Below are 25424 nucleotides of genomic sequence, written 5' to 3' on the forward strand. Positions count from 1 at the left end.
CGACATGACCGTCATCCGCGTCGAACGCCTGCCCCACGCCGAGGGCCTGGCCCTGCCCGCCTATGAGACCCCCGGTTCGGCCGGCATGGATCTGCGCGCCGCCCTCGGCGAGGGCGAGACCGTGGTGCTGGAGCCGGGTCAACGCAAGCTGATCCCCACCGGCCTGAAGATCGCGCTGGAGCCCGGCTATGAGGCCCAGGTGCGCCCGCGCTCGGGCCTGGCGCTGAAGCACGGAATCTCGGCGCCCAATTCGCCCGGCACCATCGACAGCGACTATCGCGGCGAGGTCGGGGTCATCCTGATCAACCTCGGCGAGCTGCCGTTCGAGATCAAGCGCGGCGACCGCATCGCCCAGATGGTCATCGCCCGATACGAACAGGCGCAAATGATCGAGGTCGAGGCGGTGGACGAGACCGCACGCGGAGCCGGCGGCTTCGGCTCAACCGGACGTTGACCGCGACTTTGCTTTCACACCCGTAGATAATGGTCTAGCGTGATCGCCATGAACACGCTGGACCAGCTCGTCTATTGCAGCCGCTCGCGACTGGCCCCGGAGGAGGAGGCGTCGGCGATGACGGACATCGTCCATATCGCCGCCTTCCTGAACGCTCGCAACGGCATCACCGGCGCGCTGACCCTGCAGGACGGCGTGTTCGTGCAGGTTCTCGAAGGAACGCCGACAGCTCTGGATATTCTGATGCTCCATCTGCATTTCGATGAGCGTCATGAAGAAATCGAGGTCGTCGCTCGTGGCCAGATCGAGCGCCGCGCCTTCCCGGCTTGGGGCATGACGGCGCCGGCGCGTGGCCGGTGCGAAGCGCTCCGCCGCTTGATCGACAGCCGCTCCAACGATCTGGGCGCCTGGCGCGCGGCCATGGGCGCCCTTCTGGCCGAACCCGCCTGACCGGAAGGACGTTGCGCTCAAGCAGCGAGCCGCTGCGCGGCGAGCGATAACTCAGGGGCGCGCCAGCGCCCCCCCGGCATCAAGCCTGACGGAAGCCCAACACGTCCTGCATGTCGTAGAGACCAGGGCGACGGTTGCGCACCCAGGCGGCGGCGGCCACGGCGCCCTTGGCGAACAGGCTGCGGTCCATGGCCGAATGCGACAGGGTCAGCATCTCGTCTTCCGAAGCGAACATGACCGTGTGGTCGCCGATCACCCCGCCCGCCCGCAGGGAGGCGAAGCCGATCTTGCCCGTTTCGCGCGGGCCGGTGATGCCGTCGTAAGGGGCGCTGCGCAGTTCCTTCAGGTCGCGGCCACGGCCGTTGGCCGCCGCCTCGCCCAGCATCAGGGCCGTGCCCGAGGGAGCGTCGACCTTGCGCCGGTGATGGGTCTCCAGCACCTCAATGTCCCAGTCGCGCGCATCCAGCCGCAGGGCCGCGTGCTCGACCAGGCCGATCAGGATGTTCACGCCCAGGGAGAAGTTGCCGCTCATGACGATGGCGATCTTATCGGCGGCGGCCTCGATCTCGGCCTCCTGCTCGGGCGTCAGGCCGGTCGAGCCGACGACCAGCGCCGGTCCGCCCGCAGCAGCGCAAGCCTTGGCCAGGGCGACCGAAGCCTCGGGCGTCGAGAAGTCGATGATGACGTCGCACAGCTTCAGATCGACCGTCTCGCCGCGATCGAAACGGGCGGCCACCACCACGTCCTCGCGGGCGTCCAGAACCTGAGAAACGGCGCGGCCCATGCGGCCCCTGGCGCCGGAGATGCCGGCGTGGAAGATGTCGCTCACGCGGTCTCTTTCGGATTATCGGCGTCGCCGCCCAGGATGTCGGCCCAGAAACGCTTGGCCTTGCCCGCGAAACTGGTGTTGCGGGGCGTCTGGGTTTCGCCCAGGGAGGCGGCCAGTTCGGACAGCAGCTCCTTCTGACGCGCGGTCAGATCGGTCGGCGTCTCCACGAACAGCTCGACCACCAGATCGCCGCGGCCGCGCCCGTTCAGGTGCGGCATCCCCTTGCCCTTGATGCGGACGGTCTTGCCGGTCTGGGCGCCCGCAGGCACCTCGACCGCCGCCTTGCACTTGCCGTCGCAGGCGTCGGAAACAAGACAGGGGGCGTCGACGATGCCGCCCAGGGCCGCCACCGTCATCGGCACCGGCACCGTGACCAGCAGGTCCAGGTTGTCGCGCTCGAACAGTTCATGCGGCAGCACCGACAGGAAGACATAGAGGTCGCCGCGCGGCCCGCCGCGCTGGCCGGCCTCGCCCTCGCCCGACAGGCGGATGCGCGAGCCGTCATCCACGCCCGCCGGCACCTTGAGGCTGAGCTTGCGGGTCTTGCGGACCTGGCCGTGGCCCCGGCAGGTGGTGCAGGGGTCGGCGATCATCTCGCCCGAGCCGCCGCAGCGGGGGCAGGTGCGCTCGACCTGGAAGAAGCCGTTGGCCTGGCGCACGCGCCCGGCGCCGCCGCAGGTGTTGCAGATGGTCGGCTTGGTGCCCGCCTTGGCCCCCGAGCCGTCGCAGACCTCGCAGGTCATCAGGGTCGGGATGGCGATCTCGACCTCGGCGCCCTTATAGGCCTGCTCCAGGGTGATCTCGAGGTCGTAGCGCAGGTCCGAGCCGCGACGCGGCCCGTGGTTCTGGCGTCCGCCGCCGCCCCGGCCGCCGAACGCGTCCCCGAAAGCGTCGCCGAAGACCTGGGAGAAGATGTCATTGATGTCGTGGAAGCCCTGGCCGCCTTGGCCGAAGGGATTGCCCCCGCCCGCGCCGCCGCCCACGCCCGCATGGCCGAAGCGGTCATAGGCCGCGCGTTTCTGCTCGTCCGACAGGACGGTATAGGCCTCGGAGATTTCCTTGAAGCGGGCCACGGACTCTTCGGAGCCGCCGTTGCGGTCGGGGTGATGCTCCATCGCCAGCTTGCGATAGGCGCTCTTGAGCACGGCCGCATCGACCGTCCGCTCGACCCCCAGAATCTCGTAATAGTCACGTTGCGCCATCAGGCGTTCGTCCTCTTACTTTCCCGCCGCGCCAGGGTTCTGTTCGGCCTCTCTTGATCTGGAGGCGCTCCGTTCGCGGATGACCGACGGCCTGCCTGATGACATGGGCGCCCGGTCGAATGATGCAAGTTTCATGAAACGGCCCCGCCTGCCGTCTGGCAAGCGGGGCCGAACATCAGCGGGGCGCCGGTTTAGGCGTCCTTCTTCTCGTCCGTGTCCGAGACTTCCTCGAACTCGGCGTCGACCACGCCGTCGTCGGCGGGCTGGCCTTCAGCGGCGCCGTCGGCCCCGCCCTGCTGGGCGGCGTACATGGCCTCGCCCAGCTTCATCGAGGCCTGAGCCAGGGTGTTGGTCTTCTCGCGGATGGCCTCGGGGTCCGTGCCGTCCTTGGCCGACTTCAGATCGTCCAGAGCCGACTGAATGGTCGCCTTGGTCGCGTCGTCGATCTTGTCGCCGTGCTCGGCCAGAGCCTTCTCGGTCGAGTGGACCAGGCTGTCGGCGCCGTTCTGGGCCTCGACCAGCTCCTTGCGGGCCTTGTCGGCCGCGGCGTTGGCTTCGGCTTCCTTGACCATGTTCTCGATGTCGGCGTCCGACAGGCCGCCGTTGGCCTGGATGCGGATCGACTGCTCCTTGTTCGTCGCCTTATCCTTGGCCGTCACGTGGACGATGCCGTTGGCGTCGATGTCGAAGGCGACCTCGATCTGCGGCATGCCGCGCGGCGCGGGCGGAATGCCCATCAGGTCGAACTGACCCAGCACCTTGTTGTCGGCGGCCATCGGGCGCTCGCCCTGGAAGACGCGGATCGTCACGGCCGACTGATTGTCGTCAGCGGTCGAGAAGACCTGGGCCTTCTTGGTCGGGATCGTCGTGTTGCGCTCGATCAGGGGCGTGAACACGCCGCCCAGGGTCTCGATGCCCAGGGTCAGCGGAGTCACGTCCAGCAGCAGCACGTCCTTGACGTCGCCTTGCAGCACGCCCGCCTGAACGGCGGCGCCCAGGGCCACGACCTCGTCGGGGTTCACGCCCTTGTGCGGCTCCTTGCCGAAGAATTTCTTCACGGCTTCCTGAACCATCGGCATGCGGGTCATGCCGCCGACCAGCACCACTTCATCGATGTCCGAGGCCTTCAGGCCCGCGTCCTTCAGCGCCTTGGCGCAGGGCTCGATGGTGCGCTGAACCAGGTCGTCGACCAGGGCTTCCAGCTTGGCGCGCGACAGCTTGATGTTCAGGTGCAGCGGGCCCGAGGCGTTCATGGTGATGAACGGCAGGTTGACCTCGTACTGGGTCGTCGAGGACAGCTCCTTCTTGGCCTTTTCGGCCTCTTCCTTCAGGCGCTGCAGGGCCAGCTTGTCCTGGCGCAGGTCGACGCCCTGCTCCTTCTTGAACTCGTCAGCCAAGTAGTCGACCAGACGCAGGTCGAAGTCCTCGCCGCCCAGGAAGGTGTCGCCGTTGGTCGACTTCACCTCGAACACGCCGTCGCCGATCTCCAGGATCGAGACGTCGAAGGTGCCGCCGCCCAGGTCGTAGACGGCGATCTTCTGACCGTCGTTCTTCTCCAGGCCATAGGCCAGGGCGGCCGCGGTCGGCTCGTTGATGATGCGCAGGACTTCCAGACCGGCGATCTTGCCGGCGTCCTTGGTCGCCTGACGCTGGGCGTCGTTGAAGTAGGCCGGAACGGTGATGACGGCCTGGGTGACCTTCTCGCCCAGATAGGCCTCTGCGGCCTCCTTCATCTTGCCCAGGGTGAAGGCCGAGACCTGCTGGGGCGAATAGTCCTTGCCGTGCGCCTGGACCCAGGCGTCGCCGTTCGGGCCCTTGACGATCTCGAAGGGCACCATGCCCTTGTCCTTGGCCACCACCGGATCGTCATAGTTGCGGCCGATCAGGCGCTTGATGGCGAAGAAGGTGTTGGCGGGGTTGGTCACCGCCTGACGGCGCGCAGGCTGGCCGACGAGGATTTCGCCGCCGTCCTGGATCGCGACCACCGACGGGGTGGTGCGGGCGCCTTCGGCGTTTTCGATGACCTTGGGGTTCTTGCCGTCCATGACGGCGACGCACGAGTTGGTCGTGCCGAGGTCGATGCCGATGATCTTGGCCATGGGCTTGTCTTTTTCACTCCTTGCGGCGGGCGATGCGGCGGCCTCGGAAAATCAAGCGCCGCGCGTGACCGCCCCCAGTTGGGCTTTTGAGATTTTGCCTCGCCGGACGACGCCCGGTTCGGCGGTGGATGGGGTCGGCGGACAAACCCCTAACGAAAAGGGGGTTATCGCCGGATTGGCTCGGATATGGGAAAGACCGCAGGGGCTGCAAGGCCTTCCGCCCGGTTCCGGCCAGATTCCGCGCCTTATGGCGGACAAGGCGGCCCGGCGCCGCTAAATTCGGCCGATGATCCCGCAAAACAGCCCGCAACCGTCCAGAAAAGAGCTGAGGGAAGCGCCGACCGCCCTGCCCGGCTTTCGCCTGTGGCCCGGCCTGCTGGACGCCGCTGAACAGGCCGAACTGCTGGCCGAAGTGCGGCGAGGGCTTGAGGCGGCGCCCCTCTATCGCCCCGTCACGCCGGGCGGGCGGCCCTTCTCGGTGCGGATGAGCAATTTCGGCGCCCTGGGCTGGGTGTCGGACCGCGAAGGCTATCGCTATCAGCCGACCCATCCGGTGACCGGCGCGCCCTGGCCCGCCATTCCGCCCCGGCTTCTGGGCCTGTGGGACGCCCTGACCGGCTGGCCCACGCCGCCCGACGCCTGTCTGGTCAACCTCTATCAGGGCGAGGCGAAGATGGGGCTGCATCAGGACCGGGACGAGCGCGATCTGACGGCGCCCGTGCTGTCGATCTCCCTGGGCGACACGGCGGTGTTCCGCATCGGCCCGGCCGAGGGCGGCGCGACCGCCGCCGTGCGCCTGGCCTCCGGCGACGTCTGCGCCCTGACCGGCCCAGCGCGGTTGGCGCGTCACGGGATCGACCGACTGCTGGCGGGCTCGTCGCGGCTGCTGCCCGGCGGCGGGCGGGTCAACCTGACCCTGAGGGTCGCGGGATAGGCGGAAAGACTCGACGGCGCACAAAAAGCCGGGGCACTGTCACGCCTTCCACAGCGCCGACCGGAGACCCGAGATGACCCTGATCACCCGGCCCGAGGGCCTGAGCCCCGACCAGATCGCCCCCAGCCGCCGCAGCCTGGGCGCAGCGACGGCGGGCGGCCTGTTCTTCGCCGCCTACGCTCCCGCCGCCCTCAGCCAGTCGGCCCAGCCGATCGCCACCGACACGGCGGGCCTGATCACGGCCGACGCGGCCTATCCGGCGCCCGACGGCTTCGCCCTGCCCGCCTATGTCGCCCGACCCGAAGGCGCCGGCCCCTTCCCCGTCGTCATCGTCGTGTCCGAGATCTTCGGCGTGCACGAATACATCCGCGACGTCTGCCGCCGCCTGGCCAAGGCGGGCTATGCGGCCGTGGCCCCCGCCTTCTTCGTTCGCGTCCAGGATCCCGCCCCGCTCAGCGACATGCAGGCGATCCAGCGCATCGTCGCCGCCGCCGGCTACGACCAGGTGATGGGCGACATCGGCGCCACGCTGGACTGGATCGGGGCCCAGCCCTGGGCCAAGGCCGACAAGGTCGGGATCACCGGCTTCTGTTGGGGCGGCAAGGTGGTGTGGCAGGCCATGGCCCGCTTCCCGACGCTGGACGCCGGGGTCGCCTGGTACGGCCGCCTGTCCCCCGCCGCCACGGCCACTGACGAACAGAAGACGGCGGGCCGCCCCTGGCCCATCGACCTGGCGGGCGAGCTGAAAGCCCCCGTGCTGGGCCTCTACGGCGGTGCAGACAGCGGCATTCCAAACGACACGGTCAAGGCGATGAACGACGCCCTGAAGGCCGCCGGCCGGAACGACAGCCAGATCGTCCTCTACGACGACGCCCCGCACGGTTTCCACGCCGACTATCGCGCATCCTACCGCGAGGCGGATGCGAGGGACGGCTGGCGGCGGCTGCTGGCGCTGTTCGATACGAGATTGAAGAACTGACCCTTCCTTCCGCTCGCCCCGGCGGACGCCGGGGCCCAGTGCTTTGGCCGCAAGCGCGGTGCGGGAAGCCAAGCAAAGAAAAACGGCCCGACGCGTCTGCGCCGGGCCGTCCTCGTTTCAGCGTGCGAAGACCATCAGGCCTTGGCGTCGAAATTCCCGCCGGTCGTGTTCGGGTCCGCATAGGCGCCGCCCGCCGCGGCGCCCGAGCCCTTGGCCGCGACCACCACCATGGCCGCGCGCACGGTGCGGCCGAACAGGGCGTAGCCCGGCTGCAGCGTCTGGATGACGGCCCCGCCCGGCACGGTGTCCGAAGGCTGCTCCATCATCGCCTGATGCAGGTGCGGATCGAAGGCGTCGCCCGGCGCCGGATCGACGCGGGTCAGGCCGTTGGCCTCGAAGGCCGACAGCAGGGACTTCTGCGTCAGCTCCAGCCCCGTGACCATGGCGGCCGCCGGACCGTCCGCATCCTTCGGCGCCGTCGCCAGACCGCGCTCCAGGGTGTCGGCCACGCTCAGCAGATCCTTGGCGAAGCGCTGAATGGCGTAGGCGCGGGCGTCGTTCTGCTGCGTCTCGGCGCGGCGCTTGACGTTCTCGGCCTCGGCCACGGCGCGCAGGGCGCGGTCCTTCCACTGATCGCGCTCGGCGATCAGGGCGTCGACCACAGCCATGTCGCCGTCGGCGCCTTCCGCCGCAGCATCCGCCTCGGACTCCTTGATGTCCTGCTCGAGTTGATCCCGGGTCTCGTCGTTGATGTCGTTCACGTCTCTTGTCCGTCCAGAATCCGGCCCAGCACCCGGGCGGTATAGTCCACCAACGGGATGACACGGGCGTAGTTCAACCGCGCGGGTCCGATGACGCCGATGGCGCCCAGCACCCGCTGCCGGCCCGACATATAGGGCGCCGCGATCACGGCGGAACCCGAAAGCGAAAAGAGTCGCGTTTCCGCGCCGATATAGATGCGCACGCCCTGAGCCGCGCCGACGTCGTCCAGCAGGCCGATCAACTGCTCCTTCTGCTCCAGATCGTCGAACAGGACGCGCACCCGCTCCAGATCCTCGGCCGCGCGGGCGTCCTGCAATAGATTGCCGCGCCCGCGCACGATCAGGTTGCGGTCGTGGCCTGCGCCGCCCGCGCCGCCGCTCCAGGCCGCCAGCCCGTCCTCGACCAGGCGGGCGGCGGCGGCGTCCAGATCGCGCCGGGCGGCCTCCATCTCGGCCTTCATCTCATGCCGGGCCTCGGCCAGCGGACGGCCCTTCAGCCGGGCGCTGAGGAAGTTCGACGCCTCCTGCAGGGTCGAAGGCGTGACGCCCGGCGCCAGGTTCATCAGCCGGTTCTCGACCACCCCGTCGTCGGCGACCAGCACGGCCAGCGCCTGTCCGCCGCCCAGGGCCACGAACTCCACATGGCGCACCCCCGCCTCGCGCACCGGGCTGGCGACGATGCCCGCGCCGCCCGCCAGACCCGACAGCAGGGACGAGGCCGCATCCAGCGCCTCTTCGACATTGCGGCCGCCGCCCTTGGCGCCCAGAACGGCCAGCCGGGCGTCGATCTCGCGCCGCTCCTCCTGGCCGATGTCGCCGACTTCCAAGAGGCCGTCCACGAACAGCCGCAGGCCCGCATGGGTCGGCGCCCGCCCGGCCGATGTATGCGGCGAGGCCAGCAGCCCGGCCTGCGTCAACGCCTGCATGGTGTTGCGGATCGAAGCGGGCGACAGGTCCAGCCCGGCGCGCGACAGGGTGTGCGACCCCACCGGCTCGCCCGTCTCCAGATAGCTCTCGACCACCCGCCGAAAGATGTCGCGCGCCCGCGCGTCCAGCGTCGCCAGGCCCGGCGAGGGATGCAGCAGGCTCATGCCGTCATCCTCCGCGCCGCCCAGTCCGCGCGGGTCAGGCGATGGACCAGGCAGTCGTCCGTCCCGTTGAAGACGTGTCGCCCCTCCGGCCGAAAGCCCAGCCGCTGATAGAAACGATGCGCCTGCGTGTTGGAGTTGAGCGGATCGATCACCACGGCCTCGACACCCGGCCTGGCGAAACAGGCGTCCAACGCCTGGGTCATCATCTGCGCGCCATAGCCCCGGTTCAGGGCGTCGGCCTCGCCGATCCAGATATCGAGGGCGCGCAGGTTCGGCTCGATCTCGCCCCAATAGCCGTTGGGCTCGCCCGCCGGGTCGATGTCCAGCATGGCGCCGATCGGACGGCCGTCGACCTCGGCGATGAAGTAGCGGAAGACGTCGGACTGCGCAGCCAGCTCCTCGTCCCAGTCGGCGGCCTCGTGTTGGTCGGGGTCGTCGGTCAGGCAGGCGACGACATGCGGCGCCGTGTCCCAGCGCGCCAGGATCGCGGCGTCGGCGGCCACGGCCGGACGAAGACGCACGACAGACGGGTCAGGGCGGGACAGGCTCATGGTTTCAGGATAAGCACGCGCCATCCCGCTTCCAAGGAATTCCCATGCGCCCGTCCGAACGCACCCCCGAACAACTCCGCACCGTCACGCTGGAAACCGGCGTCAACCGCTACGCCGAGGGCTCGTGCCTGGTGTCCTTCGGCCACACCAAGGTGCTGGCGACGGCCTCGATCGAGGAGAAGGTGCCGGGCTGGATGCGCAACACCGGCCAGGGCTGGGTCACGGCCGAATACGGCATGCTGCCGCGCGCCACCCACACGCGCGGCCGCCGCGAAGCCGCCGCCGGCAAGCAGTCGGGCCGCACCCAGGAAATCCAGCGCCTGATCGGCCGCAGCTTGCGCGCCGTGGTCGACCTCAAGGCGCTGGGCGAGCGTCAGGTGCTGATCGACTGCGACGTGATCCAGGCTGACGGCGGCACGCGCACCGCCTCCATCACCGGCGCCTGGGTGGCGATGGCTTCGGCGCTCAACTACCTCAAGGACGAGGGCGTGCTGACGACCGATCCGATCCTGGATCAGGTGGCGGCCGTGTCCTGCGGCGTGTTCAACGACCTGCCGGTGCTGGACCTCGACTATGAGGAAGACTCCACCGCCGAGGCCGACAGCAACTTCGTCCTGACCGGCGCGGGCCAGATCGTCGAAATCCAGGCCACCGGCGAGAAGCGCGGCTTCAGCCGGGCCGAGTTCGACCGCCTGTTCGAACTGGCCGAAATCGGCTGCACCGAACTGTTCGCCCTGCAGCGCGCCGCCGTCGAGGCCGCCCGCCGATAAGGCTTTTCGCGGAGCCGGATCGGGGCCATCGTCGTTGCAAAGGCGAACCCCGATCCCGGAGCCCCGCATGACCCGACCGCCCCTTCTGGCCTGCCTGATCCTCGGCGGCCTGCTCGCCGCCTGCCAGCCGCGCCCGGAGCCGGCGGCCTCCGCGCCGGCCCCGACGCCCGCGCCTTCCCCCGCCCGCGAGCCCGAGGCCCGCCTGCCCGAAGGCCCGGACATGGCGCCCCAGCCGGTTCCGATCGACGACCGGCCCTGCCTTGAGACCCTAGGCGAAGCGGCTTCGGCCCGCCTGGTCCAGCGCTGCATCACCGTCAGCCCCGCGACCCGCCCGCCCTGCCACGCTTCCAACCCCTGCGACGTGATCCAGGGCGAGATCGATCGTTCCTGCGCGATGTGGACCCGCGACGGCGAAACCCCGCCGAAAGAGTGCAAGGGCTAGCTCCCTCTCCTGTTGGGAGAGGGATGACGCCGCGTTCTGTATCGCCTCAAGCGCGCTCAAACAGCGCGCGACCGCGTCGCGAGCGATAGCGCACAAAAAAGACCCCGGCGGATCGCTCCGCCGGGGCCTTCTTCAGTTCAGCGATAACGCCGAGGCTTAGTCGCGACGGCGACGGCCGCGGTCGCCGCCGTTACGGTCGCCCTTGGGACGGCCGCCGGTGTCTTCCGACAGCGGAGCTTCACCGCGTTCAGCGCGCTCGGCGTTGATCTTGTCGGTGATGTCCTCGCCGGTTTCCTGATCGACGACCTTCATCGACAGCTTGGTCTTGCCGCGATCGTCGAAGCCCAGGAACTTGACCTTGACCTCTTGGCCTTCCGACAGGACGTCGGCCGGGTTGGCGACGCGTTCCAGGGCGATCTGGGACACGTGGACCAGGCCGTCCTTGGCGCCGAAGAAGTTCACGAAGGCGCCGAAGTCGACGACCTTCACGACCTTGCCGGTGTAGATGGTGCCGACTTCCGGCTCCGAGGCGATGGATTGGATCCAGGCCTTGGCGGCTTCGATCTTTTCCTGCTCGTTGGCGGCGATCTTGATGGTGCCGTCGTCGCCGATGTCGATCTTGGCGCCGGTCTTTTCCACGATCTCGCGGATGACCTTGCCGCCCGAACCGATCACTTCACGGATCTTGTCGACCGCGATCTTGATGGATTCGATCTTGGGCGCGAACTCGCCCAGCTCGGCGCGGGGAGCCTCCATCGCCTTCGACATTTCGTCGAGGATGTGCAGACGACCGGCCGAAGCCTGCGTCAGAGCCTGCTGCATGATTTCCTTGGTGATGCCGGCGACCTTGATGTCCATCTGAAGGCTGGTGATGCCTTCCGAGGTGCCCGCGACCTTGAAGTCCATGTCGCCCAGGTGATCTTCGTCGCCCAGGATGTCCGACAGGATGGCGAACTCGCCCGACGGCTCCAGGATCAGACCCATGGCGATGCCCGAGACCGGACGGGCCAGCGGTACGCCGGCGTCCATCAGGGCCAGCGACGAACCGCAGACCGTGGCCATCGAGGACGAGCCGTTGGACTCGGTGATCTCCGACACCAGACGGATGGTGTAGGGGAAGTCTTCCTTCGACGGCAGCATCGGGCGGATGGCGCGCCAGGCCAGCTTGCCGTGGCCGATTTCGCGACGGCCCGGCGAGCCCATGCGGCCCGCTTCACCGACCGAATAGGGCGGGAAGTTGTAGTGCAGCAGGAAGGACTCTTTGTAGGTGCCCGTCAGGCTGTCGATGTACTGCTCGTCCTCGCCGGTGCCCAGGGTGGCGACGACCAGGGCCTGGGTTTCGCCGCGCGTGAACAGCGACGAACCGTGGGTGCGCGGCAGGACGCCGACTTCCGAGACGATGGCGCGGACCTTGTCCAGGGCGCGGCCGTCGACGCGGTGGCTGTTCTCGATGATGTCGCGACGCAGGACGTCGGCTTCGCATTCCTTAAACGCGGCCGAGAACTTGGACGAGTCGACGCCTTCCGGCTTCTCGTCGGTCTTCACCAGGGCCTCGGCGGCCTTCTTCTTGGCGGCGTCGACGCCCGAGCGGCGGTCATACTTGCCCGGGTGGGCGTAGGCGGCCTTGATCTCTTCGCCGACCAGCGCCTTGATCGAGGCGACCACGTCCGAGTGGTCTTCGGCCTGGAAGTCGAACGGCTCCTTGGCGGCGTGCTCGGCCAGATCGATGATGGCGTCGATAACCGGCTGCATGCCCGCGTGCGCGAACATCAGGGCCTCGAGCATCTTCTCTTCCGACAGCTCCTTGGCTTCGGATTCGACCATCATCAGGGCGTCCTGCGTGCCCGCGACGACCAGGTCCAGGGCGCTTTCGCCCATCTGGTCGATGGCCGGGTTCAGCACCAGCTCGCCGTCGATCATGCCGACGCGCGCGGCGCCGATCGGGCCCATGAAGGGCACGCCCGAGATGGTCAGAGCGGCCGAGGCGGCGACCATGCCCAGGATGTCGGGATCGTTCTCAAGGTCGTGCTGCAGCACGGTGACGATGACCTGGGTCTCGTTCTTGAAGCCCTTGACGAACAGGGGGCGGATCGGGCGGTCGATCAGGCGGGAGACCAGGGTCTCCTTCTCGGTCGGACGGCCTTCACGCTTGAAGTAGCCGCCCGGGATCTTGCCGGCCGCAAAGGTCTTTTCCTGGTAGTTGACCGTCAGGGGGAAGAAATCCAGGCCCGGCTTGGGCTGACGGCCGTAGACGACGGTGGCCAGGACCACGGTCTCGCCATAGGTCGCCAGCACGGCGCCGTCGGCCTGACGGGCGATGCGGCCCGTCTCGAGGGTCAAGGGGCGTCCGGCCCACTCGATCGTCTTGCGTTTGATATCGAACATGTTTCGTCTTTCGTCTCCCGCGGGCGTATTCCCGTCGGGGGTGTGCGGAGCGTCAGGCCGTTCAGTCCTTAACGGTCCCCGTTGACCTGACCGCGACATCGCGGCCGGGCGGGTGATTGAGGACCGGATTTCAGGCCCTCGCGTCGGTTGCGCCGGTAAGACCCGCGGCGCGCGGGAAAGCGTAGTCTAGGAGCGGAACGAGGCGCGGACGTGTCCGCCCGCGCCTCGTGGAATTATCCGATCCGCAACCGGGCGCGCCTTAGCGACGCAGGCCCAGCTTGGCGATCAGCGCCTGATAGCGGGCGCTGTCGGTCTTGTTCAGGTGGTCCAGAAGGCGACGACGCTGCGAAACCTGCTTCAGCAGGCCACGACGCGAGTGGTTATCCTTCTTGTGGGTCTTGAAGTGCTCGGTCAGGTTGGCGATGCGTTCCGTCAGGATCGCGACCTGGACTTCCGCCGAACCGGTGTCGCCCGTCGAGCGAGCGTTGTCGGCGATGACTTCAGCCTTACGTTGAGCCGTAATCGACATCAGAGTTCTCCGTTATGGGAGGTTGAAAACACGATCGGGTTCAAGCCGACCGGCCCTGAGATTGCCGAGCGCGACCAGGGTTCCGCCCTCGAAGACCGAAACCAGCCGCGAGCCGGCGGGCAGCCGGTCCTTGAGGGTTTCAATCTGTCGGGGGAGCAGAACGATCGGCCGTCCCTGCCTCAGAGAGAGGGCGTCCTGATCCGTCACGGCCAACTCCGGGATGTCGTCCAGAGCGGTCGAAACGGGCAGCAAGCCCTCAAAGGCGGCGCCCTTATGCGCCAACTCTTCCAGAAAATCCAGCGTTACGGCGTTGTCGACCGAGAACGGCCCCACCCGCTCGCGCCGCAGGTCCGAGACATGGCCCTCGGCGCCCAGCATGATCGCCAGGTCGCGCGCCAGGGATCGGACATAGACGCCCTTGCCCGTCCGCATCGTGATCTCGACGTGATCGGCGTCGGGCGCGGCCGTCACCGCCGCCTCATGAATGGTCACGCGACGGGACTGAAGTTCAACCTCGACCCCCGCCCGCGCCAGATCATAGGCGCGCTCGCCATTGACCCGTACGGCCGAGAAGGCCGGCGGCGTCTGGTCGACCTCGCCGACAAAGGACGGCAGGGCGGCCTTCACCGCCTCGACCGAGGGGCGCACGTCGGAACGAGCGATGATCTCGCCCTCGCGGTCGATGCTGTCGGTCGAAATGCCCCAGTGGATGGTGAAGCGATAGACCTTCTGCGCCTCCATCATGAAGGGCACCGTCTTGGTCGCCTCCCCCAGCGCGATGGGCAAGATGCCCGAGGCCAGCGGGTCCAGCGTGCCCGCATGGCCCGCCTTCTGGGCGTTGAACAGGCGACGAATCTTCGTCACCGCCTCGGTCGAACCCATCTCATAGGGCTTGTCCAGGCACACCCAGCCGTTGACGAGATCGCCCTTCTTGCGTCGTGCCATAACTCAGTCTTCGCCCTGGTCGTCAGCGTGTTCGATATCGGCGCGCACGCGCGGATCGTTGAACAGGCGGTCCATGTGGCTGGCCGTGTCGAAGCTCTCATCGTGGCGGAATTTCAGGTCCGGCGTGAACTTCATGTCGATGCGGCGGCCCAGCTGGCCACGCAGGAATTTGGCATGGTCGTTCAGCGCCTTGATGATCTCGCTCTCGTGACCCGTCGTTTCGGCGGCGTCGACGCCGGCGCCCAGCGGTTCGACGAAACAGGTCGCGTGCCGCAGGTCCGGGCTCATCCGCACCTCGGTCACGGTGACGGAGACGCCGACCAGGGCTTCATCGTGAATCTCATGCTCGCGCATGACGTCGACCAGGGCGTGGCGGATCAGTTCGCCGGCGCGCAGCTGGCGCTGCGACGGCCCCAGCGGGCCGCTGGCGTTGCGGGTGTGTTGCTTGCGGGCCATCGTGGGCTCCTCCTGCTCGCGCCGCCGGGGATCGGACGCCGGCTCTGAAACGCGAAGGGGCGGGGTCTAGTCGCCTGCGTCGTTCAAGTCCAGTTCCGCCGCACTCTGTTCCGCCTGCCGGGCCGCCCGCATCACCGCGCCTGAGGTCAGGCTGCGGGCCATGGGCATGGGCAGGCCGCCCGCGTTCAGCACCTCGGCCATCCAGTGATTGCACAGATGCCCGACCCAGAAGGTCTCGCCGCTGGCGTAGAAGACGGCGGCGTCGTCGTCTCTCTGCGCCGAAACCACCACCTGCCCGCCTTCATCCAGCCGCAGCGAATTCGCCACCCGTGCGCGCAGGGCGGCGAAGCCCTGGGGCGACAGGCGCAGCGTCGCCCGCCCCGGCTCGGCGAACAGCGCCGGATCGGCCGGATCGGGGTCCAGCATGAGCACCGAAGGATTGCCGCCGGGCTTGAAGAAGGCCCGCGCCCCGTCGGGCAGGCGGCCGCTGATCGCCCCCTGTTCGACATAGAAGACGGAGTCGCCCCAGCCGATCCGCACCCAGTCGCCCGGCGGCAGGGCCCGCACCGCCCGCGCCAGGGCGTCGTCGCCCGTCGCCAGCGCCGCGCGCGGCACGGCCAGGTCGGTGTGAAAGCCGTTGTCGAGCAGATGGACGACAATCGCCGTCTCCGACGATGCGGCGGGGAACAACGCTGGATCGCCCGGCCGCTGCGCCGTCCACACCCCGGCCAGCAGGCCGATCAGGACAGCGAGGCTCCAGCGCATCAGCACCTCCGCGCCGCCTAGTTGGTCCCGAAGGCGGCGGGGACGTCGCGGGCGGGCGAAGAGCCCTGCATCGTCGCCCATTCGCCGCGATAGTCGTAGTTCAGGGTGACGCAGTGACGGAACTGGCCGTCGGCCCAGCGCCCGACCGTCTCGATCGTCAGGGGATGGCCGGTGCGCACCCGTCCGACGACGATGAAGGCCTCGTCCGAGCCGGGGCACAGGGCGCGCGACAGGGCGCGGCCGTCGCCGTCGGTCGTGATGGTGTAGACCCCGCCGTCCGCCGCCCCCTGCGGCAGGACGCGCCGCACCTGATCCGGCCCGCCGCGCTCGAACCGGGCCGACCCGCGCGAGGTCGAAGAGAACAGGTTCCTCACCGAAGTGGCGCCGAACCAGCCGCGCTCGACCTCCAGCGTCACCCCGCGCGTCAGGGCCTGGGTGGCGCGGTCGCGCGCATCGAAGGACAGGAAACGAGTATCGGCCATCGCCGGCGTCGCTAGGGCGCCCAGGCCGGCGACGATCAGCAGCAGAGACAGGTCAGGACGAGGCATGGCGGCCCATTCATTAGCGCCCCCCGACGCGATAGAGCCGAACCCTAAGGCCAAGCGGGCTTCAGATGAAGCCCATCGAGTGGAAAGACGGCGGTCGATCCGTCATGATTACCCCTCCCCCCGCTACATGACCCAAGACCGTGTTCAGAGACCCCTTCGACATCGACAACTACGCCCAGGATCCGGATCACTACCTCGCCGTGCCCTTCGTGCCGACCGAGGAGGACACGGTCGAGGCCATGCTGAGTCTAGCGGGCGTCGGTCCCGGCGATCGTCTGTATGATCTCGGCTGCGGCGACGGACGCATCGTCATCGCCGCCGCCCGCGATCGCGACGCGCGCGGCGTCGGCGTCGACGTCGACCCCCTGCGGATCGCCGACGCCATGGAGTTCGCCGGCTGGGCCGGGGTCGAACACATGGTCGACTTCCGCGAGGAAGACCTGTTCAGCGTCGATGTCCGCGAGGCCACCGTGGTCAGCCTCTATCTCCTTCAGTCCATCAATGTGCAGTTGCGCCCGCGCCTGCTCAGCCAGCTGAAGCCCGGCGCCCGCATCGTCTCCCACGCCTTCGACATGGGCGACTGGCAGGCCGACGAGCGGATCAAGGTCGCCGACGGCTACATCTACAAATGGACGGTTCCCGCCTCGGTCGCAGGTCAATGGAGTTGGACGGGCGCCGACGGAACGCCGTGCCGGTTGGAGCTGGAGCAAACCTATCAGCAGGTCACGGGCCGCGCCTGGCTGGGGGAGATTGAGGTCGACCTGCTCGGCGCCGAACTGTGCGGAGAACGGCTGGAGATTGAGCTTCAGGCGAACGCCGCGACGCCGGTTCAGCGCTTCACCCTGACCTTCGCGGATGGCGCGTTGAAGTCCGCCGTCGAGACCTGACCTCACTCACCCGCTCATCCCAAAGACAAAGGGCGCGGCTTCCGTGGAAACCGCGCCCTTCATGTTTCAGGCCGTGAGGCTCAAGCGTCCTAGTCCAGGGTGCGCTTGATCTCTTCGACGGTGAAGCACTCGATGTAGTCGCCTTCCTTGATGTCCTGGAAGCCGGCGAACTGCATGCCGCACTCCTGACCCGAAGGCACTTCGTTGACCTCGTCCTTGAAGCGCTTGAGCGTGTTGAGCACGCCCAGCTCCAGCACCACCACGTCGTCGCGGATGATGCGGACGCGCGCGCCCTTGCGGACCACGCCCTCGGTGACGCGGCAGCCCGCGACCCGGCCGACCTTGGTGATGTCGAAGGTCTGCAGCACCTTGGCGTTGCCCAGGAAGGTTTCGCGCTGGAGCGGAGCCAGCATGCCCGAGAGCACGCCCTTAATGTCGTCCAGCAGGTCGTAGATGATCGAGTAGTAACGGATCTCGACGCCTTCACGCTCGGCCAGGTCGCGCGCCTGTTTCGAGGCGCGGACGTTGAAGCCCAGGATCGGCGCCCCGGCCGATTTGGCCAGGTTGACGTCGCTCTCGGTGATGCCGCCGGCGCCCGAATAGACGGTGCGGGCGCGGACCTCGTCGTTGCCCATCTTGTCCAGCGAGCCGACGATGGCTTCGGCCGTGCCCTGAACGTCGGCCTTGATGAGGACCGGCAGTTCATTGACCTTCTTGGACTGCAGCTTCGACATCATGTCGACCAGCGACAGCGAACCGCCCGAGACCTGGGTCTTCTCGCGCTTCACGCGCTGACGGTATTCCGTCAGTTCGCGGGCGCGGGCCTCGGATTCCACCACGGCGAAGACGTCGCCCGGCGACGGCGCCTCGTCCAGGCCGAGAATCTCGACCGGAACCGACGGACCGGCTTCAGGCAGTTGCTCGTTGCGCTCGTTCAGCAGGGCGCGAACCTTGCCCCAGGCCGAACCGGCCACGACGATATCGCCGCGCTTCAGCGTGCCGCGCTTGACCAGGACGGTCGCGACCGGGCCGCGGCCCTTGTCCAGCTTGGCCTCGATGACCACGCCCTCGGCCGAACGGTCGGCGTTGGCGCGCAGGTCCATGACTTCAGCCTGCAGCAGGATGGCGTCGGTCAGACCGTTGAGGTTGATCTTCTCCTTGGCTGACAGCTCGATGATCTGCGTGTCGCCGCCCAGGCTCTCGGAGATGACTTCATACTGAAGCAGCTCGTTGACGATCTTCTGCGAATTGGCGTCCGGCTTATCGATCTTGTTGACCGCCACGATGATCGGCGAACCCGCCGCCTTGGCGTGCTGGATGGCCTCGACCGTCTGCGGCATGACGCCGTCGTCGGCCGCCACGACCAGGACGACGATGTCGGTGACGTTGGCGCCGCGCGCCCGCATCGCCGAGAAGGCCGCGTGGCCCGGCGTGTCCAGGAAGGTGATGCGCTGACCGTCGGCCAGGCGCACCTGATAGGCGCCGATGTGCTGGGTGATGCCGCCGGCTTCGCCGCCCGCCACGTCCGTGGTGCGCAGCGCGTCCAGAAGCGAGGTCTTGCCGTGGTCGACGTGGCCCATGATGGCCACGACCGGGGCGCGGATCTCGCCCGCGTCGGCGTCGTCGGCGTCGGCGATGAAGCCTTCTTCAACGTCGGATTCGGACACGCGCTTGACGGCCATGCCGTATTCCTCGGCCACCAGTTCGGCGGTGTCGGAATCGATCACGTCGTTGATCTTCATCATCAGGCCCTGACGCATCAGGAATTTGATGATGTCGACGCCGCGCACGGCCATCCGGTTGGCCAGTTCGCCGACGGTGATGGTGTCGGGGATGACCACTTCACGCGGACGGTTCGGCGTCTCGGTCGAGCCGCCGCGGCGCTTTTCCTTCTCGCGTTCGCGAGCACGGCGCACCGAGGCCAGCGAGCGCATGCGCTCGACGGCGTCCTCGTCGCCTCCCGCCACCGAATGGATGGTCAGGCGGCCTTCGCGGCGCTTGGGCTCGCCGCGCGTGCGGCTGACGGCCTTGCCGGGCGCGTTGTCGGCGAAACGCTTCTCGCGATCGTCCTCGCGGCCGGTGGCCGGACGGGCGAAGCCGCCGCCGGCGCGGCTGGGGCGCGCCACTTCGGGCTGGGCCGGAGGCTGGTTCGGGGCCGGACGGGCGCCGGGACGCGAAGCGCCGGGCGCGCCGGTGCGGGCGCCGGGGGCCGGGCGCGGGTTCAGCGCCGAATAGCGGACGGTCTGGGCCGGACGCGCAGGACGCTCGGCGCCATCGCGGCCGCCTTCGCGCGGCGCCTGTTCACGGGCCTGCGGACGCTCGCCGTCGCCCATGGCCTGTTCGCGAGCCGAACGACCGCCGAAGGCGGGACGCTCCAGCGGCGCGCGGCCGGTCGGGATCTTGGGCGCGCGCTGGCCGAAGTTGACGGCCGGGCGCTTGGGCGCGGCCGGGGCCGCCGGCTTGGCCGGCTCAGGCTTGGCTTCGACCTTCGGAGCCTCGACCTTGGGCGCTTCAACCTTCGGCGCGGCAGGCTTGGCCGGCGTGGGGGCGGGCGCCGCTGCGCTCAGCTTGGCGGCCTCCACGCGGGCGGCCTCGGCTGCGGCCTTGGCGGCGGCGGCTTCAGCCGCGGCCTTGGCGGCGGCGGCCTCGACGGCGGCGGCCTGTTGGCGCTCGGCGGCCTCGGCGGCGGCCTTGGCGGCGACCGCCTTGCGTTCGCGCTCGGCGGCCTGTTGCGTGGCCAGGGCGATGGCGCGGCGACGCGCCTCCTGTTCCTCGGGCGACAGGGCGCCGCCGGCCGGTTGACGCGGCGCGGCCGAACGCGGCGCGCCGCCTTCGGGGCGCGGACGCGCGACGTCGAAGCCCTGCGGACGCTGATGCCCGCCCTGCGGGCCGGCGCGGCGCTTGGTCTCGACGACGACGGTCTTGGAACGGCCGTGGCTGAAGCTCTGTTTCACCGTGCCGGTCGAGACCGAGCCCGCCGCACGCGGCTTCAGGCTCAACGGCGCGCGCGGCCCCGTTTGCGAAGGCGTGTTGGCAGGAGTCTTGCCGTCGTTGGAATTGTTGTTTTCGTCGCTCATCCGGTCGCTTTACTCAGGGCGGAGAATTCCGCCTTCGTCTCTCAATCACCCATAGCAGAATGCGGCCCCGCCTCCGTTGTTTCGGAAACAGGCCCGCAGCCGCTCAAACCCTAAGGCTCTCCTTCCGGAGCCGCGCTCCGGTCGTCCTCTGCGCCGTGTTCGGGCCCCGCCCGGTTCCAGCTCTGGGGACAGAGAGGTCGAAATCCCGCCAGCCGCTGAACCTCCATGGTCCAGCGATCGGCCCGCCCGCCTTGCAGCAGGACGGCGTGTATCGCATTTTCCAGCCCAAGGGCCAAACTCAAATCGTCCGCGCTGAAAGCCCCGCAGATTTCGGGGGCGGGCGAGGCGTGTCTGGAGAGGGCCAGAAGCTTGCCGCGCCCATCGGCCGAGCCGTCGGCGGCTTCAATCAGCCAGGCGGCGCGGCCGCTGCGGATCGCCGCAGCGCATTTCTCGAACCCAGAGATAAGCACGCCTTCGCGCCGGGCAAGACCCAGCTGGTCCAGGCAGCGCCGAACCAGCAGGCTTTCGACCACATCAGGCAGGTCCGCGGCGGGCTTCAACGGCGCCTTGGCCGCCCGCGCGAACAAGTTCTTCTTGATCGCGGCCTCAAGCGAGGCGCGATCGGCCGCGACCCACAGGCCGCGCCCCGGAAGCTTGCGCCCCAGATCGGGCGCCACCGCCCCGTCCGGGGCCGCCACGAAACGGATCAGGCGAGATTCATCAAGGGCCTGGCGCGACGCCAGGTCCTGACGATCCCTATCGATCAACGTCTCGGACGACCTCATGGACGGCTGCGGCTCCCATCACATGTCGCGGGACTGATCGTCGAGGTCGCCGGAAGCGGCCTCTGCATCAGCGTCGACGTCAGCGTCAGCCGCGACGGCGTCTTCATCGCCCTCGGCTTCGGCCTCTTCCTCGAAAGCTTCTTCCTCGACGTATTCCGGCTGAGGCAGTTCCGAAGCGTCGATCCAGCCAGCGGCCACGCGCGCCTGCAAGATCAGCATTTCGGCGTCTTCCTGGCTCAGATTGAAGCTTTCCAGCACGCCCGGAACCTTCACGCGCTCGCCGCCGCGCACTTCATAGCCGCCGCGGATTTCGTCGGTGGCCAGGTCGGCCAGATCCTCGACCGTCTTCACCCCGCCTTCGCCCAAGGCGACGGCGATGGCGGCGGTCACGCCCGGCACTTCCAGAACGCCGTCTTCGACGCCCAGGGCCACGCGCTTGGCGTCCAGCTCGGCCGCCTGACGCTCCAGGTGTTCGCGGGCGCGGGTCTGCAGCTCTTCGGCCGTGTCCTCGTCGAAGCCTTCGATCTCGGAGATTTCATAAGCCTCGACGAAGGCCAGATCCTCGACCGTGGCGAAGCCTTCGGTGACCAGCAGCTGGGCGATCGTCTCGTCCACGTCCAGGGCTTCCTGGAACAGGGCGGTGCGCTCGGCGAACTCGCGCTGGCGACGCTCGGAGTCCTGGGACTCGGTGATGATGTCGATCTGCCAGCCGGTCAGCTGCGAGGCCAGGCGGACGTTCTGGCCGCGACGGCCGATGGCCAGCGACAGCTGCTCGTCCGGCACCACGACTTCAACGCGGTCGGCTTCTTCGTCCAGCACCACCTTGGCCACTTCGGCCGGGGCCAGGGCGTTGACGATGAAGGTCGGCTCGTCCTCGTTCCACTGGATGATGTCGATCTTCTCGCCCTGCAGTTCGGCGACGACCGCCTGAACGCGCGAGCCGCGCATGCCGACGCAGGCGCCGACGGGGTCGATCGAGCTGTCGTTCGACAGGACGGCCATCTTGGCGCGCGAACCGGCGTCGCGGGCGGCGGCGCGGATCTCGATCACGCCGTCGTAGACTTCCGGCACTTCCTGGGCGAACAGCTTGGCCATGAAGCCGGGATGGGCGCGCGACAGCATGACCTGCGGGCCCTTGGCCTCCGGGCGCACGTCGTAGATGTAGGTACGGACGCGGTCGCCGACGTTGAACACCTCGCGCGGGATCGACTGGTCGCGGCGCATGATGCCTTCGCCACGGCCCAGGTCGACGATGGTGTTGCCGTATTCGACGCGCTTGACCGTGCCGTTGACGATCTCGCCGACGCGATCCTTGAACTCTTCGTACTGGTTGGCGCGCTCGGCCTCGCGGACCTTTCCGGTCACGACCTGGCGGGCCATCTGGGTCTGGACGCGGCCGAACTCGAACGGCGGCAGGATCTCGACGTATTCCTTGCCGACCTCGGCCTCGGCGTCGCGCTTCAGCGCGTCGCGCAGGCGCACCATGGCGCTGTCGTTGAACTCTTCCAGCTCGTCTTCCGGCTCCCAGTCGTCAGCGACGATGGTGACGTGACGGGTCAGGCTCAGCTCGCCGGTCTTGTGGTCGATCTGGGCGCGGATGTCGTGGTGCGCGCCATAGCGCGACTTGGCGCCCTTCTGGATCGCTTCCTCGATCGCCTCGATGACGATCTCCCGGTCGATGTTCTTCTCGCGCGCGACGGCGTCGGCGATGGAGAGCAGTTCCAGACGGTTGGCGGAGATTCCGGTCACGGCCATCAGGCGTCGTCCTTAGTGGAGTCGGAGTTGGATTGTTCAGCGTCGGGCGCGCCTTCCGGCAGGCCGTCGTCTTCGGGTTCGCCACGCGCCGCGCGCAGGGCCGCGCCGCGTTTCAGCAGTTCGTCGGTCAGCACCAGCTTGGCGTCGGCCAGCCAGGCGAAGGGGATGAGGGCGGTCTCGTCCTCGCCGTCCAGATCGATGGCGATGTTCTCGCCCTCGGTCCCGGCCACGACGCCCTTGAAGCGCTTGCGGCCCTCGACCATGCGGTCGGTCTCGAGCCGGGCCTCCAGCCCTTCGAACAGGTCGAAGTCGATCAGGCGCGTCAGCGGCCGGTCGATGCCGGGCGACGAGACTTCCAGCAGATATTCGCCCGAGATCGGGTCGGCGGCGTCCAGCACCTCGGACACGGCGCGCGACAGACGGGCGCACTCCTCGACCGAGATGTCGTGGTCGGTCTGGCGCTCGGCCATGATCTGCAGGCGGCGACGCAGCGTCCCGCCCATCAGGCGCACGCGCACGACCGCCAGCCCCAGGCTCTCGGCCACGGGGTCGATCAGCTCCAGCAGAGCACGGTCTTCGGCGGTCTTGGCCCGCAAGCGGCTACTCCAAAAACAAAAGCGACGGTCCGTCCGGGCCGCCGCTTGATACGACGCCGTTGGACGTCGGTCTAACGATGTGAGCGGTCATATAGGCGAAAGCGGGGGCCGTGTCAGCCCCCGCCGTCACCCCATGACAATCAAGGCCATACGATCAGGCCGTCCGGTCAGAACTCCTCCCAGTCGTCCTCGACCTCTTGCAGCCGAGCGGCGCCGCCGCGACCGACGGTCTTCAGCACCGCGACGGTCCGAGGCGCCGAGGCCGGCGCAGACGATGGCGCGGGCGCGACAGCCCCTCCGATGCGGAAACGCGCCACCGAGGCGGCCAGGACGTCGGCCTCCTGGGCCAGCGAGTGGCTGGCGGCCGTCGATTCCTCGACCATCGCAGCATTCTGCTGAGTGACTTGATCCATCTGGTTCACGGCGGTGTTGACCTGCTGCAGGCCTGTCGCCTGCTCCTGGGCCGAGGCCGAAATCTCCGCGACCAGGCCGTCGATTTCGGCCACGCGGCCGACGATGCGCTGCAGGGCCTCGCCCGTCTGTCCGACCAGGGCCACCCCCGCGCCGACCTGCTGACTGGAGGCCGAGATCAAAGCCTTGATCTCCTTGGCCGCCTCGGCCGAACGCTGGGCCAGGGCGCGCACTTCGGAGGCCACCACGGCGAAGCCGCGGCCGGCGTCGCCCGCGCGCGCCGCCTCGACGCCGGCGTTCAGCGCCAGAAGGTTGGTCTGGAAGGCGATCTCGTCGATCACCCCGATGATGTCGCCGATCTGGTTGGACGACGCCTCGATCCGGCTCATGGCCTCCACGGCGTCGCGCACCACCTGGCCGCTGCCCTCGGCGTCATCGCGCGCCGAATGCGCCACGCCCGAAGCCTGACGGGCGCCGTCGGCGGTCCGGTTCACCGTGGCGGTGATCTGATCCAGAGCCGCCGCCGTCTCTTCCAGGCTGGCCGCCTGTTGTTCGGTGCGGCGCGACAGGTCGTCCGACGCCTGGGAAATCTCGTTCGAGCCCGAGCGAATGGCCGCGACATTGGCCACGACCGCCGCCACGGCGCTTTCCAACTGTGCGATGGCGGCGTTGAAGTCGGCCTTCAGCTGCTCCGCCTTGGGCGCCACCGACACGGTCATGCGATGGGTCAGGTCGCCCGACGCCATAGCGTTCAGGCCCTGCCCCAGGGCGGTGATGGCGATGCGGTCCTCCTCGGCCGTCTGGGCCTTTTCAGCCTCGACGCGGATGCGCTCCTCTTCGGCCGCCTGACGCTGGGCCGCAGCTTCGGCCTCCAGGCGGTCGTTGGCGATGGCGGCGTCGCGGAACACCTCAAGGGCGCCGGCCATCCGCCCGATCTCGTCACGCCGCGCCAGGCCCGGAATGGCTGTCGTCCTGTCGCCGTCCGCCAGGCGCTTCATCCGCGCGGCCAGGGCCACCACCGGCTGCGCCACCGATCGCCCCAGGAACCATCCGGCGGCGCCCACGGCGACCGCCACGGCGAGCGCCATCCCGCCCAGAGCCAGGGCCGCACGCCCCACAGCGGCGACGATCTGGTCCGTATAGACGCCCGAACCGATCACCCAGCCCCACGGCTTGAAGGCCTGGACATAGGACACCTTGGGCGCAGGCTCCTGCTGGCCCGGCTTGGCCCAGCGATAGTTGACGAAGCCCCCGCCGTCGCGCCGGGCGACCTCGGTCATCTCGCGGAACATGAAGACGCCGTCTGCGTCGGTCTTGGCGCTCAGATCCTCCCCTTCCAGCTGCGGGCTGAAGGGGTGCATCACCATGCGCGGCTGCATGTCGTTGACCCAGAAATAGTCGTCCTGACCATAGCGCAGGGCGCGCAGGGTCGACAGGGCGGCGGCCTGAGCCTGGGCGCGGGTCATGACGCCCAGCCGCTCCTGGGCGTGATAGTGGGCGACGACGCTATGGGCCACCTCGACGGTCTTCTGGGTGCGGTCCGCGATCTCATCGCGCAGCACGCCGTCAAGCTTCATCAACGACAGGCCCGCGACCAGCAGAAGTCCGGCCACCGCCAGCACCGAAAGCAGGTTCACCCGCCCGCTGATCGTCAAACCGCCCATACATCATCCCCCTGACTGTCAAAGCCAAGGTGACGGACGGGAGTAAACACAAAGAAAAC

Annotated in this window: 24 protein-coding genes; 7 read left to right on the top strand and 17 right to left on the bottom strand. The window is 68.6% G+C overall.

Going from position 1 to position 25424, the window contains the following annotated elements; translation table 11 throughout:
• Window positions 1-4: 4 nt before the first annotated feature.
• Together dut and ACU5AP_RS02300 are read left to right on the top strand one after the other, a co-directional pair.
• Window positions 5-454 (top strand): dUTP diphosphatase, encoded by a 450-nt coding sequence (gene dut / locus ACU5AP_RS02295; RefSeq protein ID WP_003166655.1) that lies wholly within the window; start codon window positions 5-7, stop codon window positions 452-454.
• Window positions 455-502: 48 nt separating this feature from the next.
• On the top strand, window positions 503-904 hold the full coding sequence (locus ACU5AP_RS02300; protein WP_076224485.1) for a BLUF domain-containing protein: 402 nt from the start codon (window positions 503-505) through the stop codon (window positions 902-904).
• Between the two features lie 79 nt (window positions 905-983).
• Here the strand turns inward: ACU5AP_RS02300 and dapB are convergent, their stop codons facing one another.
• The 3 genes from dapB to dnaK form a co-directional block, all read right to left on the bottom strand.
• On the bottom strand, window positions 984-1733 hold the full coding sequence (dapB, locus tag ACU5AP_RS02305) for a 4-hydroxy-tetrahydrodipicolinate reductase (protein ID WP_076224433.1): 750 nt from the start codon (window positions 1731-1733) through the stop codon (window positions 984-986).
• The gene (gene dnaJ, locus ACU5AP_RS02310; protein WP_046653051.1) at window positions 1730-2935 is read right to left on the bottom strand and encodes a molecular chaperone DnaJ; all 1206 of its coding nucleotides are present in this window, start codon (window positions 2933-2935) and stop codon (window positions 1730-1732) included. Before dnaJ ends, dapB begins: the two co-directional genes overlap by 4 nt.
• A 191-nt stretch (window positions 2936-3126) precedes the next feature.
• Complete coding sequence (gene dnaK / locus ACU5AP_RS02315; RefSeq protein WP_003166651.1) at window positions 3127-5034, bottom strand: molecular chaperone DnaK; 1908 nt, start codon at window positions 5032-5034, stop codon at window positions 3127-3129.
• A 286-nt stretch (window positions 5035-5320) separates the two neighbouring features.
• On the opposite strand from dnaK, the gene ACU5AP_RS02320 reads away from it, so the two are divergent.
• Complete coding sequence (locus ACU5AP_RS02320) at window positions 5321-5968, top strand: alpha-ketoglutarate-dependent dioxygenase AlkB (RefSeq protein ID WP_446680744.1); 648 nt, start codon at window positions 5321-5323, stop codon at window positions 5966-5968.
• A 73-nt stretch (window positions 5969-6041) separates the two neighbouring features.
• The gene (locus ACU5AP_RS02325; RefSeq protein ID WP_128719249.1) at window positions 6042-6947 is read left to right on the top strand and encodes a dienelactone hydrolase family protein; all 906 of its coding nucleotides are present in this window, start codon (window positions 6042-6044) and stop codon (window positions 6945-6947) included.
• A gap of 134 nt (window positions 6948-7081) precedes the next feature.
• Here ACU5AP_RS02325 and grpE read toward each other — a convergent pair whose 3' ends face one another.
• Genes grpE through ACU5AP_RS02340 form a run of 3 tightly spaced genes read right to left on the bottom strand, consistent with a single transcriptional unit; the run spans window position 7082 to window position 9350 of the window.
• Window positions 7082-7708, bottom strand: coding sequence for a nucleotide exchange factor GrpE (gene grpE / locus ACU5AP_RS02330; protein WP_046653048.1), 627 nt, complete (start codon window positions 7706-7708; stop codon window positions 7082-7084).
• Complete coding sequence (hrcA, locus tag ACU5AP_RS02335; protein WP_003166648.1) at window positions 7705-8799, bottom strand: heat-inducible transcriptional repressor HrcA; 1095 nt, start codon at window positions 8797-8799, stop codon at window positions 7705-7707. Before hrcA ends, grpE begins: the two co-directional genes overlap by 4 nt.
• Window positions 8796-9350 carry a GNAT family N-acetyltransferase gene (locus ACU5AP_RS02340; protein WP_223850642.1) on the bottom strand — a complete coding sequence of 185 codons (555 nt, stop codon included), beginning with the start codon at window positions 9348-9350 and terminating at the stop codon, window positions 8796-8798. The genes hrcA and ACU5AP_RS02340 overlap by 4 nt, the downstream gene beginning before the upstream one ends.
• Window positions 9351-9394: 44 nt before the next feature.
• On the opposite strand from ACU5AP_RS02340, the gene rph reads away from it, so the two are divergent.
• Together rph and ACU5AP_RS02350 are read left to right on the top strand one after the other, a co-directional pair.
• Window positions 9395-10120, top strand: coding sequence for a ribonuclease PH (rph, locus tag ACU5AP_RS02345; protein WP_446680745.1), 726 nt, complete (start codon window positions 9395-9397; stop codon window positions 10118-10120).
• A 67-nt stretch (window positions 10121-10187) separates the two neighbouring features.
• On the top strand, window positions 10188-10562 hold the full coding sequence (locus ACU5AP_RS02350) for a hypothetical protein (protein WP_128719245.1): 375 nt from the start codon (window positions 10188-10190) through the stop codon (window positions 10560-10562).
• A 156-nt stretch (window positions 10563-10718) separates the two neighbouring features.
• Here ACU5AP_RS02350 and pnp read toward each other — a convergent pair whose 3' ends face one another.
• The 6 genes from pnp to ACU5AP_RS02380 form a co-directional block, all read right to left on the bottom strand.
• On the bottom strand, window positions 10719-12947 hold the full coding sequence (gene pnp / locus ACU5AP_RS02355; protein WP_040346467.1) for a polyribonucleotide nucleotidyltransferase: 2229 nt from the start codon (window positions 12945-12947) through the stop codon (window positions 10719-10721).
• A gap of 259 nt (window positions 12948-13206) precedes the next feature.
• Window positions 13207-13476 (bottom strand): 30S ribosomal protein S15, encoded by a 270-nt coding sequence (gene rpsO, locus ACU5AP_RS02360; protein ID WP_003166644.1) that lies wholly within the window; start codon window positions 13474-13476, stop codon window positions 13207-13209.
• 12 nt (window positions 13477-13488) lie between these two features.
• Window positions 13489-14421 (bottom strand): tRNA pseudouridine(55) synthase TruB, encoded by a 933-nt coding sequence (gene truB / locus ACU5AP_RS02365; protein ID WP_003166643.1) that lies wholly within the window; start codon window positions 14419-14421, stop codon window positions 13489-13491.
• 3 nt (window positions 14422-14424) lie between these two features.
• Complete coding sequence (rbfA, locus tag ACU5AP_RS02370) at window positions 14425-14877, bottom strand: 30S ribosome-binding factor RbfA (RefSeq protein ID WP_046653043.1); 453 nt, start codon at window positions 14875-14877, stop codon at window positions 14425-14427.
• A gap of 66 nt (window positions 14878-14943) precedes the next feature.
• Window positions 14944-15642, bottom strand: a complete 699-nt coding sequence (locus ACU5AP_RS02375; RefSeq protein WP_128719244.1) for a DUF2459 domain-containing protein — start codon at window positions 15640-15642, stop codon at window positions 14944-14946.
• 17 nt (window positions 15643-15659) lie between these two features.
• On the bottom strand, window positions 15660-16190 hold the full coding sequence (locus ACU5AP_RS02380; RefSeq protein WP_128719243.1) for a hypothetical protein: 531 nt from the start codon (window positions 16188-16190) through the stop codon (window positions 15660-15662).
• A 140-nt stretch (window positions 16191-16330) separates the two neighbouring features.
• Here ACU5AP_RS02380 and ACU5AP_RS02385 point away from each other — a divergent pair, with 140 nt between their 5' ends.
• Window positions 16331-17077, top strand: coding sequence for an SAM-dependent methyltransferase (locus ACU5AP_RS02385; protein WP_128719242.1), 747 nt, complete (start codon window positions 16331-16333; stop codon window positions 17075-17077).
• Window positions 17078-17166: 89 nt separating this feature from the next.
• On the opposite strand, the gene infB is transcribed toward ACU5AP_RS02385, so the two are convergent.
• The 5 genes from infB to ACU5AP_RS02410 all read right to left on the bottom strand — a co-directional run bounded on the left by infB (window position 17167) and on the right by ACU5AP_RS02410 (window position 25365).
• Window positions 17167-20154 (bottom strand): translation initiation factor IF-2, encoded by a 2988-nt coding sequence (gene infB / locus ACU5AP_RS02390; protein ID WP_446680746.1) that lies wholly within the window; start codon window positions 20152-20154, stop codon window positions 17167-17169.
• 110 nt (window positions 20155-20264) lie between these two features.
• On the bottom strand, window positions 20265-20939 hold the full coding sequence (locus tag ACU5AP_RS02395; protein WP_046652765.1) for an RNA-binding protein: 675 nt from the start codon (window positions 20937-20939) through the stop codon (window positions 20265-20267).
• A gap of 18 nt (window positions 20940-20957) precedes the next feature.
• Window positions 20958-22694: a transcription termination factor NusA gene (gene nusA / locus ACU5AP_RS02400; protein ID WP_128719240.1), complete on the bottom strand. Its 1737-nt coding sequence runs from the start codon at window positions 22692-22694 to the stop codon at window positions 20958-20960.
• On the bottom strand, window positions 22694-23290 hold the full coding sequence (gene rimP / locus ACU5AP_RS02405) for a ribosome maturation factor RimP (protein WP_003166634.1): 597 nt from the start codon (window positions 23288-23290) through the stop codon (window positions 22694-22696). The genes nusA and rimP overlap by 1 nt, the downstream gene beginning before the upstream one ends.
• 167 nt (window positions 23291-23457) lie before the next feature.
• On the bottom strand, window positions 23458-25365 hold the full coding sequence (locus tag ACU5AP_RS02410) for a methyl-accepting chemotaxis protein (protein WP_446680747.1): 1908 nt from the start codon (window positions 25363-25365) through the stop codon (window positions 23458-23460).
• Between the last annotated feature and the right edge of the window lie 59 nt (window positions 25366-25424).

The organism is Brevundimonas sp. RM1 (assembly GCF_052907225.1).

What these genes read in the sequence shown, in the direction of transcription:
- dnaK (WP_003166651.1), bottom strand. Translation starts at nt 5,034, where the DNA reads ATGGCCAAGATCATCGGCATCGACCTCGGCACGACCAACTCGTGCGTC.
- ACU5AP_RS02350 (WP_128719245.1), top strand. Translation starts at nt 10,188, where the DNA reads ATGACCCGACCGCCCCTTCTGGCCTGCCTGATCCTCGGCGGCCTGCTC.
- rbfA (WP_046653043.1), bottom strand. Translation starts at nt 14,877, where the DNA reads ATGGCCCGCAAGCAACACACCCGCAACGCCAGCGGCCCGCTGGGGCCG.
- nusA (WP_128719240.1), bottom strand. Translation starts at nt 22,694, where the DNA reads ATGGCCGTGACCGGAATCTCCGCCAACCGTCTGGAACTGCTCTCCATC.
- pnp (WP_040346467.1), bottom strand. Translation starts at nt 12,947, where the DNA reads ATGTTCGATATCAAACGCAAGACGATCGAGTGGGCCGGACGCCCCTTG.
- dut (WP_003166655.1), top strand. Translation starts at nt 5, where the DNA reads ATGACCGTCATCCGCGTCGAACGCCTGCCCCACGCCGAGGGCCTGGCC.
- rpsO (WP_003166644.1), bottom strand. Translation starts at nt 13,476, where the DNA reads ATGTCGATTACGGCTCAACGTAAGGCTGAAGTCATCGCCGACAACGCT.
- truB (WP_003166643.1), bottom strand. Translation starts at nt 14,421, where the DNA reads ATGGCACGACGCAAGAAGGGCGATCTCGTCAACGGCTGGGTGTGCCTG.
- hrcA (WP_003166648.1), bottom strand. Translation starts at nt 8,799, where the DNA reads ATGAGCCTGCTGCATCCCTCGCCGGGCCTGGCGACGCTGGACGCGCGG.
- rph (WP_446680745.1), top strand. Translation starts at nt 9,395, where the DNA reads ATGCGCCCGTCCGAACGCACCCCCGAACAACTCCGCACCGTCACGCTG.
- ACU5AP_RS02380 (WP_128719243.1), bottom strand. Translation starts at nt 16,190, where the DNA reads ATGCCTCGTCCTGACCTGTCTCTGCTGCTGATCGTCGCCGGCCTGGGC.
- ACU5AP_RS02340 (WP_223850642.1), bottom strand. Translation starts at nt 9,350, where the DNA reads ATGAGCCTGTCCCGCCCTGACCCGTCTGTCGTGCGTCTTCGTCCGGCC.
- ACU5AP_RS02395 (WP_046652765.1), bottom strand. Translation starts at nt 20,939, where the DNA reads ATGAGGTCGTCCGAGACGTTGATCGATAGGGATCGTCAGGACCTGGCG.
- infB (WP_446680746.1), bottom strand. Translation starts at nt 20,154, where the DNA reads ATGAGCGACGAAAACAACAATTCCAACGACGGCAAGACTCCTGCCAAC.
- dnaJ (WP_046653051.1), bottom strand. Translation starts at nt 2,935, where the DNA reads ATGGCGCAACGTGACTATTACGAGATTCTGGGGGTCGAGCGGACGGTC.
- ACU5AP_RS02375 (WP_128719244.1), bottom strand. Translation starts at nt 15,642, where the DNA reads ATGCGCTGGAGCCTCGCTGTCCTGATCGGCCTGCTGGCCGGGGTGTGG.
- ACU5AP_RS02410 (WP_446680747.1), bottom strand. Translation starts at nt 25,365, where the DNA reads ATGGGCGGTTTGACGATCAGCGGGCGGGTGAACCTGCTTTCGGTGCTG.
- ACU5AP_RS02320 (WP_446680744.1), top strand. Translation starts at nt 5,321, where the DNA reads ATGATCCCGCAAAACAGCCCGCAACCGTCCAGAAAAGAGCTGAGGGAA.
- ACU5AP_RS02325 (WP_128719249.1), top strand. Translation starts at nt 6,042, where the DNA reads ATGACCCTGATCACCCGGCCCGAGGGCCTGAGCCCCGACCAGATCGCC.
- ACU5AP_RS02300 (WP_076224485.1), top strand. Translation starts at nt 503, where the DNA reads ATGAACACGCTGGACCAGCTCGTCTATTGCAGCCGCTCGCGACTGGCC.